11 protein-coding genes are annotated in these 14,842 nt (G+C 69.9%); 2 read left to right on the top strand and 9 right to left on the bottom strand.

What is annotated here, in order from left to right; translation table 11 throughout:
* Window positions 1–72: 72 nt before the first annotated feature.
* The 9 genes from IEY78_RS17845 to IEY78_RS17805 form a co-directional block, all read right to left on the bottom strand.
* Entirely contained in the window at window positions 73–936 is an 864-nt protein-coding gene (locus IEY78_RS17845) for an SAM-dependent methyltransferase (protein ID WP_189099411.1), read from the bottom strand.
* Window positions 937–964: 28 nt separating this feature from the next.
* On the bottom strand, window positions 965–2,233 hold the full coding sequence (locus IEY78_RS17840) for an amidohydrolase family protein (RefSeq protein WP_373294182.1): 1,269 nt from the start codon (window positions 2,231–2,233) through the stop codon (window positions 965–967).
* Window positions 2,234–2,247: 14 nt separating this feature from the next.
* Window positions 2,248–3,144 carry a UbiA family prenyltransferase gene (locus IEY78_RS17835; RefSeq protein ID WP_189099407.1) on the bottom strand — a complete coding sequence of 299 codons (897 nt, stop codon included), beginning with the start codon at window positions 3,142–3,144 and terminating at the stop codon, window positions 2,248–2,250.
* Between the two features lie 8 nt (window positions 3,145–3,152).
* Window positions 3,153–3,809: a nitroreductase family protein gene (locus IEY78_RS17830; protein WP_189099405.1), complete on the bottom strand. Its 657-nt coding sequence runs from the start codon at window positions 3,807–3,809 to the stop codon at window positions 3,153–3,155.
* A gap of 1 nt (window position 3,810) precedes the next feature.
* Window positions 3,811–4,794 (bottom strand): ScbA/BarX family gamma-butyrolactone biosynthesis protein, encoded by a 984-nt coding sequence (locus IEY78_RS17825; RefSeq protein ID WP_189099403.1) that lies wholly within the window; start codon window positions 4,792–4,794, stop codon window positions 3,811–3,813.
* Window positions 4,795–4,809: 15 nt separating this feature from the next.
* Complete coding sequence (locus tag IEY78_RS17820; RefSeq protein WP_189099401.1) at window positions 4,810–5,808, bottom strand: nucleoside-diphosphate kinase; 999 nt, start codon at window positions 5,806–5,808, stop codon at window positions 4,810–4,812.
* Window positions 5,805–6,959: an SDR family oxidoreductase gene (locus IEY78_RS17815; protein ID WP_189099399.1), complete on the bottom strand. Its 1,155-nt coding sequence runs from the start codon at window positions 6,957–6,959 to the stop codon at window positions 5,805–5,807. The genes IEY78_RS17820 and IEY78_RS17815 overlap by 4 nt, the downstream gene beginning before the upstream one ends.
* A 97-nt stretch (window positions 6,960–7,056) precedes the next feature.
* Window positions 7,057–8,712 (bottom strand): hypothetical protein, encoded by a 1,656-nt coding sequence (locus tag IEY78_RS17810; protein ID WP_189099397.1) that lies wholly within the window; start codon window positions 8,710–8,712, stop codon window positions 7,057–7,059.
* A 144-nt stretch (window positions 8,713–8,856) separates the two neighbouring features.
* Window positions 8,857–11,604 (bottom strand): phosphoenolpyruvate synthase, encoded by a 2,748-nt coding sequence (locus tag IEY78_RS17805; protein ID WP_229700023.1) that lies wholly within the window; start codon window positions 11,602–11,604, stop codon window positions 8,857–8,859.
* 376 nt (window positions 11,605–11,980) lie between these two features.
* Between IEY78_RS17805 and IEY78_RS17800 the strand changes: the two genes are divergently transcribed.
* Entirely contained in the window at window positions 11,981–13,375 is a 1,395-nt protein-coding gene (locus tag IEY78_RS17800) for a cytochrome P450 (protein WP_189099394.1), read from the top strand.
* A gap of 200 nt (window positions 13,376–13,575) precedes the next feature.
* The gene (locus IEY78_RS17795) at window positions 13,576–14,082 is read left to right on the top strand and encodes an RICIN domain-containing protein (protein ID WP_189099392.1); all 507 of its coding nucleotides are present in this window, start codon (window positions 13,576–13,578) and stop codon (window positions 14,080–14,082) included.
* Window positions 14,083–14,842 lie beyond the last annotated feature (760 nt).

Genomic DNA, 14,842 nt, shown 5'->3' with positions numbered 1-14,842 from the left:
GGCTGTCGGGAGGTGGGGGAGTGGTGGGGCTTCGGCGGGACGGCCGCGGTGACGCTCACGGCCGAGGCGCGGTCAGCGGACGGCGGTCCACAGGCCGACCCGGCCGGCGCCGGGGAGGGTGGGGTCGAACGCCGGGGGGACCGGGCGGGTGTGGCGCGTCGCCAGGTCGGTCAGCGGTTCTTCCGCGGCGCTCCAGCCGTGGTCCGCGAGCCAGTCGCCCGCAGGACGTGTCATCTCGTTCTTCCACAGGGAGGACAGCAGGTTCATGACGCCCTCCGGTGCGGCCGCTGCCGCCTCTTGGGCCTGGTCCGTGTTCACCATCGACCGGGTGACATGCTCCACCGACAGCCGGCTTCCCGGCGCCGACAGCGCGCTGATCCGGCCGAGCAGGCGATCCGCGTCGCCCTCGGTCAGGTAGACCAGCACCCCCTCGACCAGCCAGGCCGTCGGCTCGTCCGCGCGGAACCCGCGCCCGGCCAGCAGCGTGGGCCAGTCCTCCCGCAGGTCCGCCGCGATCACCTCACGTGCGCAGCGCGGCACCTCACCGTGGAGGACTTCTTCCTTGAACGCGAGGACCTCGGGCCGGTCCAGTTCGAAGAGGCGTACTCCGGCCGGCCAGTCCAGCCGGAAGGCGCGGGTGTCCAGGCCCGCCGCGAGTATGACCACCTGGCGGAGGCCCGCCGCGTACGCCTGAGTGAAGTAGTCGTCGAAGTACCGGGTACGCAGGGCGAAGTAGTCACCCATGGCCTCGGCGAACTCGGTTCCCTGCCCCTCGCTCCAGATCGCCTGCTGGTCGACGCCCGCGGCGTCGAGGAAGCGCGCGGCCAGGGAGTCCTCGAACAGCCGGTCCCGGCGCTCGCTCTCGGCCGCGCGGGCCATGCCCACGACCAGGGCGGTGCTGCTGACCCCCGCCAGGCGGTGCTGTCCGTCGGTCATCTGGTCCTCCGCTTCGTGTGGTTCCCTGTCATGCCGCCCCCGCTCGGGTGGCGGCGCGCTTGTCGTACGCCTCGCGGTCGAAGCGGATGCCGCCCCGCCAGATCGCCTCGATCGACCGGGTGTGAAGGATGTCGCTCGTCGGGTCGCCCTTGACGAGGACGAGGTCCGCACGCCGCCCCGGCGCGATCACCCCTCGGTCGGACAGGCCGAAGTGCGCGGCGGGCGCGGATGTCGCCGCCGTGAGCGCCTCGGCCGGCGTCAGTCCGGCCGCCACGAGGAGGGCCAGCTCGGCGTGCAGACTCGCGCCGTGGACGACCGGGCAGGCACGGTCCGGCCGGTAATTGGTGTCGGTTCCCGCCAGCACGGGCACGCCGGCCCGATGCAGGGCGGCCACGCTCGACAGGGCGTGGCCGAAGTGGTGTTCCGGGGACGCCCGCTCTATGCAGAGGCCTTCACGGCCTTCCGCCAGCGCGGTGCGGGCGTGTTCCGGGAGGTGGTCGGCGATCTGCGGATCGTCCGCCAGAGAGCGTCCCAGGCAAGCCGGGAGAGGCGTCCGCGGTGCGGACATCTCCAGCATGACCAGAGTGGGGATGACGACCTGCTTCCCGGCTGCGGTCCGGCTGACGAACGCCTGGTCCAGCGCGGCTTCCGGCGGAAGGTGCGTCAGCATGTCAACGCCGCTGTCCAGGGCGACGCGCGCGGACCACAGGGCGGACACATGGGCCACGGTGAGCAGCCCCCGCCGCCGCGCGGCCCTGGCGAGGGCCGTCACCGTCGCCCGGTCCAGAGCCGGCAGCGACATCCCGTGGTGCGCGCCGTCATCCACCATGATCTTGATGAAGTGCGCCCCTTCCGCCTGTCGGGCGGCGACGAACGCGTCGGCCTGCGCAGGTCCGGAAACCGTCGGCAGGAGGGGCATGGCGACGCCCGGGTGCCCTCCGGGCGCGCTCGCCAGCAGCCCCGAACTGCGCAGATCGGCGAGGTCGTGGCGCTCACCGGCCAGGGTGCACAGCGCCCGGGTGGCATCCGGCGGACCCATGAACATGTCCAGTTCGGTCGTCACCCCGAAGGCCAGCGCCAGTTCGAGATTGCTCTCGGCACCGAACACATGCGTATGCGCGTCGATCAGACCCGGCAGCAGCGTCAGCCCCGTTCCGTCCATGACCTCGGTGGATGCCGACGCACTCCCGGCGGTCCGATCCGTGGTGACCCGCGTGATGACGCCGTCGGCGAACTCGACCGAGCCGCGGTCCAGTACCCGCTTCCCGTCGAATATCCGCACCTTGTCGATGATCACGGTCCGCACCTCTCTCACCGTCCCGTAGCGATCGCTGCGGCCCCGCAGAAACACAGCAGAAGGAAAAAGAGCACAAAGCCCATCGCGGGGAGCATCAGCCCGGAGGGTTTCCGGCGCACGAGGAAGCGCCAGGCGCCGAGCGCGGGGAAGACGATGCTCAACGCCGGCAGCAGGCCCGCCTTCCCGAACAGCAGGAGGCCGAGGACCACCGCGCCCACGGCGAGAGCGAGGCTGACCGCCGCGCTGCCGCGCGGGCCGAGCACCTCCGAGTACAGCCGTGCCCGCGGATCCCGCCGCCACTCGGTCTTCCGCGCGAACTCGAACTGGAGGAAGGCGCAGGCGAACATGGCCAGCAGGGGGACGGCCCGCCAGTCACCGTCGATCGCGCCGCTGGTCAGCAGCGAGAGATAGAGGTAGACGGAGAGCCCCAGCTGTACCGGATAGCTGACGAGGAGATTGACGAGGAGGCCCTCGCCGATCCGCGGGGACCGGCGCTCCAGCGCGACCAGGAACAGCAGGTACCCGAGGTCGAGCAGGATCAGCAGCACGGAGACGGCCGAGACCAGCGCGTTCAGCACGACGACGAGCACGGCGATCAGCGCCATGGCACAGCGCAGCTCCGCCACCGTGATGGCGCCCGTCACCAGGGGCCGGTCCGGGTGGTGCCGGCGGTCGTACTCCAGATCCTTCTGCTCATCGACCATGCGGGCGAACAGCAGGGCCAGCACGACGCTCACCGCGCGAATCGCGGTCGACCAGGAGGGAGACCAGTGCGAGGAAGCCCCGAAGAGAGCCTTGGCCGAGCCCTCCAGGGCCAGGGTCCACAACAGGCCGTAGGTGACGTAGATCTGCGGGCGGAACATCCGCAGTACGAAGCTTCCCAGCCGGGCCGGCACCCGGGAAGCGGTCACGGCCCCACTCAACTGCGCCACCGGTTCCAGGACAGGACCTCGTCGAGCGGCCGCCGCGGGGTGCGACGGAAGCCGGGGCCGCCCGTGACATGGCCGACGGCCACCAGGGCGACCTGGGTGAACTCGTCGGCCGGGATACCGACCAGCGCCGCCACTTCGCGTTCGTGGGCGAGGTGGACCGTGGTCAGCGCGGTGCCCAGGCCACGGCTGCGAGCCGCGAGCATAAAGCTCCACAGCGCCGGATAGACCGCTCCGAAGAAGCCGGACTGCCGGGCGAGTGACGCGTCTTCGGGCAGTCGTCCCCGGGTGCACGCCAGGACGAGCGCGGGCACCTCGTGGAGATGGTCGGCGAGGTAGCGGACGCCGGCCACTGCCTTGTCGCTCATCGCCGCCTGGGAGGTGGCGCTGAGGTAGGCGTCCGACGCGGCCTTGTAATAGCGCGCGATCCCCGCCTTCGTCTCCGGATCGTCGATCACCAGGAAGCGCCAGTTCTGCCGGTTTCCTCCGTTGGGCGCATGCAGGGCGAGCTGGAGGCACTGGGTCAGCAGGGGCCGCGAGACCGGTCTCGACAGGTCGAGTCGGCGGCGCACGGTGGGCGTGCGGGTCAGCAGTTCGTCGATGTCGGGGGTGTGAGCGGTGTCGGGGGTGTGAGCGGTGGCGGTCATCTCAACCCCACCTCCCCGGAGGGACGGTGAGGCGGATCTCGCCGTCGGCGATGGCGCGTCCGTCCTGTTTCATCGCACAGCGCAACACGGCATCCCTCCCGTCGCCCGCCGCCCCGACGCTCTCGCAAGTGATCGGCAGATCCAGCTCGCCGAAGCCGGTGAAGCGCGCCCGCAGTCCCGTGAAAACTGCGGACGCCGACGGCAGCGCCCCGGTTTCGACCGCGGTGGCGATGCTCAGCTGCCGGAACGCCTCAAGGATCAGCATGCCGGGGACATGGTCGAGGGGGTGGTCGAACAGCACGGGGTGGCCGGTGTCGACGACGAGCAGCGCGGTCCCCGTGCCGTCCCCGTCCGGCGGGAGAGGGTGCTGGAGCGGGGAGATGACCACGTTCGCGGCGTCCCTGCGGTCGACCAGCGCCTCCGGGATCCGCTGCTCGGGACCGCTGGCCTCGAAGGCGGCCTGGAGGGGCAGCCCCAGCGCGGCGCGTCGCTCCTCGCGCATCGCCTGCCACCGGGCGGGCGTCACCCAGGACATGTTGCACTCCAGCGTCGCCGCCACCTGGCCGTCGACCAGCGCGCTGTAGTCCACCCGTGCCCCCTGCACGCCCTCGCGGCCGCGGAATCGGCGCACGACGCGGCAGCGCAGCACCACCTCGGTGGGCACCTCGCGCACCATGAGCGCGGTGAGGTCCGCGTGGTGCAGGGCGATGTCCCGCAGGATGAACTTCGTGCCGAACGGCATCTCGAAGAGATGGTGACCCAGCATGATGAGTGTCTGCCGTGCCGCCTCCACGAGGACCATCGGGTCGTAGACGTGGCGGGAGGCCGCCGAGTCCCGGTAGAAGGCGTGCGAGCGGGGGATCTGCACCCCGACGTCGAAGGTGTCCTCGTCCCGGGCGAGCACGCCGGTCACGAACACCTCGGTGAGGCTCAACCGATGAACGAGCTCCCGTGGCACCGTGCGGCTGAATTCCACCGTGTCCATGCTTCTCCCTCCCTGTTAGCGAGCCGAGAGCCGCGCCATGTGGCGCTGCCAGTCGGTCACACTGACCCCGTCGAGTACGGGGGCCAGCCCCGTGCGCTTCATCGGCAGGACATGAGTGCCGACGACCACCACGTCCCAGGCGTCGAGCGGAAGTCCGGCCAGCCAGACCGCTTCCAGCAGCCGCCGGTAGCCGTCCTTGTCCTCCGCGGCGATCCGGGCCGCGCGCAGTTCGTCCCGCAGGGGGCCGGGGGCCACGGATTCCTCACCTTGCCGCACGGCGTGCTTGAGCCGTTCCGCGGCCGGCTGGAAGGTGAGGTCCCGCTCGGGCACCTCGGTGTGCAACTGCTCGGCCAGCTCACGTGCCCGGTCGGACCGGTCGTCGCCCGCCAGCGCGGAGGCGTAGACCCGCTCCCGGAGCGCCGGATCGAAGTGGATGCCCAACTCCCGTGCCACATCTGCCGGTTCGTCCGGGGTGTGGACGAGGTTGAGCAGATAGCTGTAGCGGCCGATCTCGTATCGGAGCTGGCCGGGGATCCGGGCCTGCGGGTCGGTCGGGCCCTTCCGCTCGGTCATGACGACGGACGCCGGCGGAGCCCCGGCCGAGTCGGATTCGGGGCGCACCACGAGCACCACGGCATCGCACGAGTCCATGAACATGTCGGCGAGGCGGCGGCGCTGCGGTGTGGCCAGGTTCCACTGGAAGTACCACAGCGCCCGCACGGCGGTCCGGGTGAGCCGGGTGCGTTCCGCGGCCACGATCCGGAAGCCGCCGCGGGCCAGCCAGTCGATCGTCGTCGGAATCTGCCTGCTGACCACGGCATCGGGCTTGAGCAGCAGCGCGGCGTGCCGGTGGAGGAAGCCGTCGACGTCGGCGGTGAGGGTGCCGAGCTGTTCGACGCTCTCCAGGAAGTAGGTGTCCGAGCCGAACAGGGACCGCTTTCGCGGATCGCAGGTGAGGGCCGGGGAGATGTCGTCGCCGAAGGGCCGGCCGGTCGTCGTCATGTCGGCGGTCATCGGCCGGCTCCGTTCCTGACGCTGCCGGCCGGGCCGGCGCCGTTGCCGGCGGAGGTCGCCCCCGGTCCCGGTGCGTCCGGTCGGTCGGGTGCCTCCGTGACGTCGGCCGGCGATCGGCCCAGGTAGCCGCTCTCCAGGCAGTGGTCGATCAGCACACGGAGGAAATCCTGCGCGTTCCCGGGTGCCCGCCGGGTGGTGAAACCCGCCGTGTGGGCGTCGTCGAAACTCATCCGGCGACGGAAGTAGCTCTCGTACAGCGTGATGACGCGCTCGTGGTAGGACCGCTCGCGCCGGGGCAGCCGTGCCACGTCGAAGCTCGTCGCGGGGACGAATCGCGGCACCTGGAACGGGGGGTACTCGGCCAGCACATCGGAGAAGTCCCGCAGGGTCAGTGGTGCGCCCACCGCGTGGAAGGTACGGCCCGCCGCCTCCTCGAAGCGGTGGGTGACCTCCGTGATGACGTCCGCCACATAGTCCACCGGTACCAGATCGAGACGCGCCTCGTACTGGCCGGGGAGGGAGCGGACCCGGCCCTCGGTGGTCAGCCTGAGAACGACATAGATGTTCTTGTAGTCGCGCACCACGCCGGTGCGCTCGTCGCCGACGACGATGCTGGGGCGGACGATCGCGGCCCGTACCCCGTCGCCCTGGGCCTTGTGCACCAGTGTCTCGGCCCGGAACTTGCTGTCCTCGTACGCGTTGGCGAGCCGCTGGCCCTCGTCCAGCTCCGTCTCGGCTATCGACCCGTCGCGCTCGCCGCAGACATAGGCCGTTCCCACGTGCACGAGCGGAATGCCGCCGGCCCGGGCCAGCTCGATGACGTGGGCGGTGCCGTCGACGTTGACCGCCTGGTAGATCTCGTCGGGGAGGCCGAAGTCGGTGATCGCGGCGCAGTGCACGATCCGGTCGAGCCCGCCGGCGGCCAGCTCCCGGTACGTGGCCTCGGGCAGGCCGAGCCGGGGCTTGGTCACATCGCCGGACAGGCAGGTGACGGCGCCGGTCTCCAGGGGGGTGCCGTCATTGCGTACGAGCGCCGGGTTGCGGTGGACCAGAGCGGTCACCCGATGCCCGGCCGCCGCCAGCCGGGCGGTGACCTCCGCGCCGACCAGTCCGGCCGCACCGGTCACCAGAATCCTCAGGCTGTCCGTCATCGACCTGCCTTCTCTCTCGTCCACATGGTGGCTCTGTGCCTCGTCCTCGGTCGGGGACGGTGGGTGGGTGTGGGACGTCAACGTTCCTCCAGCGGCGTCAGGTGGTGGCGACATGCGGCTGTGCGCCACCGCTGGACAGCAGATCGCTCGCCTCGTCGATGGGCAGGTCCGCGTCGAGATGTGCGCCGAGGCGCAGCCAGTCGTAGCCGAGCTCCAGGGTCTGCCGCCATCCGTCCGACGAGTCGAAGGAGGACGGGAAGCTGTACGCGCCCGTCGCGTGCCGGACCTGTGCGACGAAGCGGTCCAGCCTCTTGACCGCCGCGCCGCCCTCAGCGACGGAGGCGATCGTGAGCGTTTCGAGGCACCGGGCCTCCGCCCGCATCTCCTCGGTGTGCGCCTCCGCCGGAAGGAGGGACAGCGCACGGACGACTTCGGAGTCCGGCGGCAGCGGGTTGACGCCGTACGCGCTGAGCACCCCGCGCAGAGCGAACCGCAGCATCCTGCGGGCGCTGAGTTGTGCGACGCTCCACTGCTCGCGGTCCAGGGCGCCGACGAGATCCTCGCGGGCGTTCTCCACGAGCACGTTGGACCACACGAGGGTCATACCGGCGGCGCTGAACCGCCGTGCCGGCACGGGCACAAGATCGATGGCCTCCGCACCGCCGACCGCCGCCCCGCCCACGGCGACGATGGGCCGCGCGGCGCTCGGCGGTGGTGTGACGGCACCCGGAGGGGCGGCGAGCGGCAGGGCGGGGACGATCGGGCCCTCGCCCTTCCACGCGGCCTTCACCAGGCCGAACCGGAGGAACTGGGCGATCAGCCGGCCCGCCTGCGGTGCTCCCGACGCCTGCGCCGCGCTCAGCACCGCCCCCAGGGGCCGGCCGAAGACGAGTGCACGCCAGGCCCGCGCCGCCTGGTCACCGAGCACGAACACGTCCTGCCTGCCGCGTACGACATGCACCCGGTCGCCGGTCTGCCAGGTGGTCACCCCGTCGGCCCTGGCCACGGTGAGGTGCTCGGATCCGGACGCGGCGCCCGCCACCCCCAGGTCGGCCGAGAGCAGGGCGCCGGCGGTGACATACGCGGCGGGGTCGAGACCGGACCCGTCCAGCGAGGCGAGGACCCGGAAGCGGGCGGACAGCGGGTCCGCACCGAGGCGGTCCAACTGCATGGGCAGCCACTTCGGCTCCAGGTAGGTCTCTCCCCGCCCCGCCGCCCAGGACTTCACGGCCTGCAGCAGTCCGGCCTCGGTCCAGGCCGCGGCCTCCGCTTCCTGGCCGAGTTCCCGCAGGACGAGCGCGTACCGCAGCGACTGGCGCGCGTGGTGCGCCCACCACTCCCGCGCCGTGCTCCGGAAGTCGTCGAAGGACATCAGCCCCTTGACCTTCGCCACCAGGTCCGGATGGCGCAGCGGGAAGCTGCCCAGCAGCCGCTGACAGCGGTTCAGCAGATCCTCCGGGATCGTGCCCGGGTCGCCGTGCGTGGCCGACGTGAGCGCGGAGAACTGCTCGGCGACCTGCCGCACGGAGCGGGTCCTGACCTCGACCCGTCGCCCGTCCAGGAACAACAGCGACGGCATGGTGGGCAGATCCGCGTCGCTGTCGGCGATCAGCAGGAAGTCGATGTCGGACGAGGAGTTGCCGAAGCCCTCGGCGATCGAACCCTCCAGCACCACGGCACAGTTGGCGGCGGACGGGACGTGCGCCAGGGTCTTGTCCCACAAGTTCTGCAGATAGTCCTCGCTGAGGATCACACGGGCCTCCCGGTCGTGACGTGGGGCGTCGCACGAACGCGCGCGCCGTCGAGGCGGCCTGCTCGCAGCTGTTCCCCCACGGAGGGATGCGGCGGTCTCCCGCCGGAGGTCTTTCTGATCGGCTCGCTGCGGCCGGTGCCCTCATTACTCACTCTTCGCGTCCTTCGTGTTCGCTGTTGCGGCCGCGCGGTCCGATCCGGCCGGGGCGTCGTCCTCGGCCGGGTTGTTGTCCAGGAGCGTGATGGACCCCGTTCCTCCGTCCAGCCTCAGCCGCATCCCGGTCGCGATCTCCGTGACCGCGCCCTTGACCTGGACGACGGTCGGAATGCCGAGTTCACGGGCGACGATCGCGACATGCGTCAGCGGGCTGCCCCGCTCGATGACGAGTGCCGAAGCGGACGGCAGCGCGGCGACCCAGCCGGGATCCGTGCGGTAGGTCACCAGCACACCGCCGTTGGCCTCCACGGGGGTGTCCGTGACGACGGCGCGGGCCTCCACCACACCGGGGCAGGACGGGGTGCCGCGCAACTCCCGGACCCCGGTGGGTGCCGGGCCGCCCTCGACGAAGCCGGCCCGCTCCAGATTCCCCCGCCAGTAGGCGGCCCCCCGAGTGGTGAACCGGGACGGCGCGGACAACGCCTCGTCCCTGCGCCTCTGCCGCTTGCGCAGCTCCACGAGACCGCGCAGATCGGCGTGCGCGGTCGTGCCCTCGTAGGCACCGCGCAGCTCCTCCAGGCGCAGGAAGAAGACGTCCCTCCAGTGGTCGATCGCGTGCATCCGGGCGAGATCACGCCCCATGGCGCGCAGCATCCGCTTCGCGGAGCCGAACGCGCGGGTGCGGCAGAACCTGAGCCGCTCCCGGTTGTACAAGGAGCTCTGCGCCTTGCGGCGGACGACGTCGTAAAGCAGCCGGCGGGGCCCGCGAAGGTGCGCGTCCAGATAGGCGTCGGCCTTCTCGCCGGGGTGGGCGTCCACCTCGGGCAGCGTGGCGCGCACCATGGCGAACAGGCTGGACGGATCCTCCCGCAGATCGGGCACCTCGAGCTTCAGCTCGTCGAGACTGCGGTAGCCGTACGCGGCGACGTACTCGTCCACCGACGCGAGGAACGTGGTGTGACCGCCCTCGCGCAGCGCCTGGTAGGTGTCCGCGGCCGGTGTTTCCCGTATGAGGCGGCTCAGTTCGGCATCGTCCCGGACGGTGATCGCGAGTGCCGCGAGTGCACGGGCGGGTTCGATGGACTCCACCTGGGGGCCGGGGCTGGCGGCGCTCCAGGTGAGCCATTCGGGGGCGTCGGGCAGCCAGCGCCGGTTCAGGAGGGCGAGCCCGCCGATGGACCACAGGATCGCCGCGTCCAGGGTCTGCATCGGACCCCACTTCTCCAGCAGGTCCTTTTCCAGCGCGCGGAAACGCCGGTAGACGTCCTGGCCCTCCATGGCGTCGTAGTCGACGTTGTCGAACTGCCGGTACGCCTCGTAGAAGTACGCCATGAATCGCTCGACCGAGCGGTTCATGGTGAGGAAGCGGCGCACGAACGCCACCACCGTTCTCGCACGGGACAGCCGGTGGTTCAAGGACGACGCGAAGGTGTACGGGTAGAGGGAGTCGGCCGTTTCCTCGTCGAGCGGTTCCTCGACGCCGATCGCGATTTCCAGGACTTTTCTGTTGAGGGGGTACAGGGGTGCGATCCGTACCATCCGGTACCAGTTGAGCAAGTTGTAGTACACCCGGCCATGGAAATAGCCGAGCATATGAGGAGTCCATTCCTCCATTTCCCGCAGTGCGGCGGGAGGGACGCGGAGCCCTCGGGCGTAGTAGTCGTATACTTTTCCGTAGACATGAGCCGCGAAGCTGTAGGTCAGCGGTGAGACGATTCCGGAAAAGCTTTCGACGATGTTGGCGTTGTCCCAGATCCGGAGCTCTCCGCTCTCGCTCGGCGCCAACTCGGCCTCCGGCGCCCGAACCTCTTGCGGCAGCGCGGTGATGGGGCGGGCCTGGAGAATCCACAGGTCATCGCCCGTGAACGCCCACTCGATATCCTGCGGAGTGTCGAAGACCGCTGCGATACGTGCGCCGGCTTCGTGCAACTTCGCCAGGTCCTTCGGCCCGAGCGACAGCTTCTCCCGTTCGGCCGGCAGCACTTCGCTGACCAGATATCCGGAACCCGCCTCGTCCGAGTGGTATCGCTCCTGCTTGTCGCCGAGCACGGTGTCGCGCACCGCGCCCGTGACGGCGTCGAGAACCACGGTGTCGGCGTCGACGGCGCCCGAGACCAGGCCCTCGCCCAGTCCGTACACCGAACTGATCACATACCGTCCCCGGTCCCCGGACACCGGGTCGGCGGTGAACATCACGCCGCTGCGCTGGGCATGCACCATGTCCTGCACGACAACGGCGAGGCCCGCACCACGCAGCGGCAGTCCGTGGCGCAGCCGGTAGTGCAGGGACCGTTCGGAGAACGCCGACGCCCAGCACCTCTTGACGTGCGCCGTCACCTCGGCGAGCCCGGACACGTTGAGGAAGGTGGCGAACTGCCCGGCGAAGGAGAGCTCCGAGCCGTCCTCCTCGGCACCGGAGGAGCGCACCGCGACCCGAGAGCTCCCCACGTGTGCGTACGCGTCCTCGATGACCGACGCGGCCGCATCGCTCAATTCCTCTGACTCGATGATTCCGGCCACCTGACCGGAAATCTTCTGCACATTGTCCAGGGTGATGTCGGCGAGCAGCTCCTCGATGCGTCCTGCCCCGTCGGCCGCAGCGATGAATTCCTGGAAGACATCGAGTCCCACGACTGCCCAACGGGGGACTTCGAGCCCATTCCTGGACAGCTCATGGAGATTCTTCCCCTTGCCGCCCGCCCTCCGCGCGGCATCATCCGGAAGACTGTCATCCACTATGGTTCGCAAGAGATCCCTGCCCTCCGGGCATCCGTCGTGAACGTGATCGCACCCCGCTCGGAAATGGCGATGTTCGATCGTACAACGCAAAGTCATGCAGATTCAGATCGCGGTCACTGTTTATGAGTTCCCCTAGTGGCCGACCCGGGTTCCCTTTGGTTGCTATGGATTTCCCTAGTCATCGGTGTTCCGGACCGATGTGATAACCCACTGTGCCGCGTTACGATTCCTGTCACGCTCCCGCGCGGTTTTCCTGCCCCCACGCCCTTGTTCTCCCCGGCCGTGGGCGAACCCCGGTGGGCCGGGCACCCGGTGGCCACTGCCCCGCGGACTCCGGAGAACTGAGCAGACGCTGGACGACTGGAGAAAACCGATGACTCACCTTCCTCCCGGCTCGCGGCAGCCCGCCCTCCTGCAGACCGTGCAACTGCGTGATCCCGTGCGGTACTTGGAGTCGCTGCGGCGGCGCCACGGTCCGGTGTTCCGGATGAAGCTCCTCGGTCTGCCGCCCCAGGTGGTGGTGTCCACCGCGGAACTCGCCGCGGAGATCTACCGCACGGACGGCGACGGCAGTCGGGCCGGGGCGCTGCGCGCCGGATTCGTTCCGTGGCTGGGGCAGTTCTCGCTGTTCACCAACGACGGCGAGCCATGGTGGCGGCACCGCAAACTGCTCAGCCCGACCCTGCACGGCCGGTCCATCGCCGGCTACCCCGACCTGATCGCCGAGATCGCCGCGGAGGACATCCGGACGTGGCCGCTCGGCAGGCCGTTCGCGCTGCAGGAGCACATGCAGTCCATCACGCTGGAGATCACCCTGCGGCTGGTCTTCGGGGTCCGCGACGTCAACCAGCAGTCCCGGCTACGGGCGTTGCTCCTCGCGCTGTCCAAGGCCAGCGGCTCACCGGCCCTGTTCCTGATGCCCGCGCGACTGCGTGCATGGGCGGAGAGGTCACCGCTGGCGACCCGCGTACCGTTCCTGCCCACGACCCGCACCATGAGAGCCAGTGCGGCGGTGGACAAGGTCCTCTTCGGCGAGATCGCCAGGCGCAGGGAGGAGGGAGACCGCGAAGCCACCGATGTACTGGGACGGCTGCTCCAGGCGCGGGACGAACAGGGCCGGCCGATGAGCGACCAGGAGATCCGCGACGAGCTGATCACCCTGCTGGAAGCTGGACTTGAGACCACCGCGACCGGCCTGTCCTGGGCGTTCGAACGGCTGATGCGTTCCCCGGAGGTACTCGGTCGGCTGCGGGAGGAGATGGAGCGGGGCGAGGACGAGCGCTACCTTGACGCGGTGGTCAAGGAGGTGCTGCGGCTGCGCACGGTGATATACGGCTCGGGGCGTCTCCTGGACAAGCCCCTGCGGCTCGGTGGGTACGAGATCCCGGCCGGATGGGTCGCCATCCCCATGTTCTCGCTCATCCATCAAGACAGCGAGGTGTATCCGGAGCCCCAGGAGTTCCGGCCGGAGCGGTTCCTCGGCGAGGGCGCCAAAGCGGCGCAGAAGTCTTTCCTGCCCTTCGGCGGCGGCCGCCGGTACTGCGTCGGCGCGCAACTGGCCACCATGGAGATGAAGGTGATCATCCGTGAAGTGCTGCGACGGGTGGAGCTGACCCCCGCCACCCCCGAGCCGGAGGCCCAGCGAATGTGGCACGCCACCCTCATCCCGGGAAAGCACGCCGTCGCCGTGGCCCGCCAACGCCCGCTGACGCAGCCCCCGTCGAGTGAGCAGCCGACGTGCCCCGCACACCCCTCCGCACCGGAATAGGCCCCGTGGCGCCCCTCGAACAGGTCGCCCTGCCGAGGATCGGCTACGAGTCAGACGTGCGCAACAGCGCCTCAACATATGCCCTTTGGGTAATTTGAGCAGAATAGAAGCTTCCGGCATGGAGGGCATCTACCGTGCGGGCTCCGTGAATCCGCACGGCAGTGGCCAGTAACTGCCATGTCAAGTCCGGGAGTTGAGTCATGACGGCACGACGCGCTCTGATATCGCTCGTCACCACCGCGCTGACGGTGTCGGCCCTCGCGCTGGCCGGCGCGCCCGCCCAGGCTGCGGGTGCCACCAACATTCGCATCTGGGGTTCGAGCCACTGCCTCGACAGCGACGTCAACAACGCCGCGAGACTCCAGATGTGGAGCTGCGACAGCGGCTCCGACGAGAAGTGGCTCACCGAGTACTGGGGATCCGGCCAGTACCGCTTCATCAATCAGAGGACCGGGAGATGCATCACCGCTCCCTCGGGACTCGCGCCGGGGTCCATCACGTTGTCGCCGTGCGACCCCGTCGTGAGCACCCGAGCCGCCCAGCTCTGGCACGCCCACGCCACGAAGCCCGGGGACCCGGCCGTGGCGATGTGGCAGAGCGCGGAAAGCGGCCTGTGCATGACCACCCCGAGCGTGGGCAATCACACGCTCCCGAAGACCCTGGGCTGCGACGCCTCCGACCGGTACGACTGGTGGGAGCAGCGGTAACCGGTGGTCTCGGACCGGACCGCTTCGTTGACTTTCGCGCGACGGACGGAGAAGGGCGGCGTGGCGACGCGAGCATGCCCCCCGTACCTCACAGCCAAGACCGCTGGACCGTCCTGCGGGCAGCGGTTTTCGGGCAATTGCGGTCCGTCGGCGGGCTGGTGCGGTATCCCTTTCCCCTGCGAAATGAAGCGTGCGTTCGGGCAGGGTACGGATCACGAGGCCGAAGGGGGTGTACGTCATGCGTGAGATCGAGATCAAGCCGGTGCTCGTCAAGCGGGAAGAGCGCCGCACCGGTGCTTTCCTTCGCAAGTGACCCGAGGGGGCGGGGTCGGCGCGGCATCTGCCGGTGCCGGCCCCGTGCCGTTGGGCGGATCTGGGACCAGTGCGGTGAGTGTGAGGAGTACCGGGGCCACGACCCGGTCGCCCTGCACCCCTCGACCGCTGAAATCCTCAGCGCCTTCGACACCTGGACCACCCTCGCCCAAGCGGCCGAAGCTCTGGACCACCTGCATCCGAGACGGTGGAGAAGGCCACCGGAACGCTGCTCGAATGCGGCCAGCTGGCCGAGGAAGGCAGTCCCGAGGCCGAAACGGACGAGCGCCTGGGGATGCTGGTCACCGGAGGCATCCTTCTTCCACTACGCCACCCGCGATGTCCCCTTCGAGACCGCTACCCCCGAGCTGCGTCAGCACCTCACCCGCGACGGGCGATCGGCGCTGTTCACCGAGTACCCCGAGGCCGACCGCATCCTGCTGCCCCG

The organism is Streptomyces kronopolitis (genome assembly GCF_014646275.1).
Classification (GTDB): domain Bacteria; phylum Actinomycetota; class Actinomycetes; order Streptomycetales; family Streptomycetaceae; genus Streptomyces; species Streptomyces kronopolitis.
The sequence above is the reverse complement of the archived record's forward strand: the minus strand, read 5'-3'. Positions and strand labels throughout refer to the sequence as shown.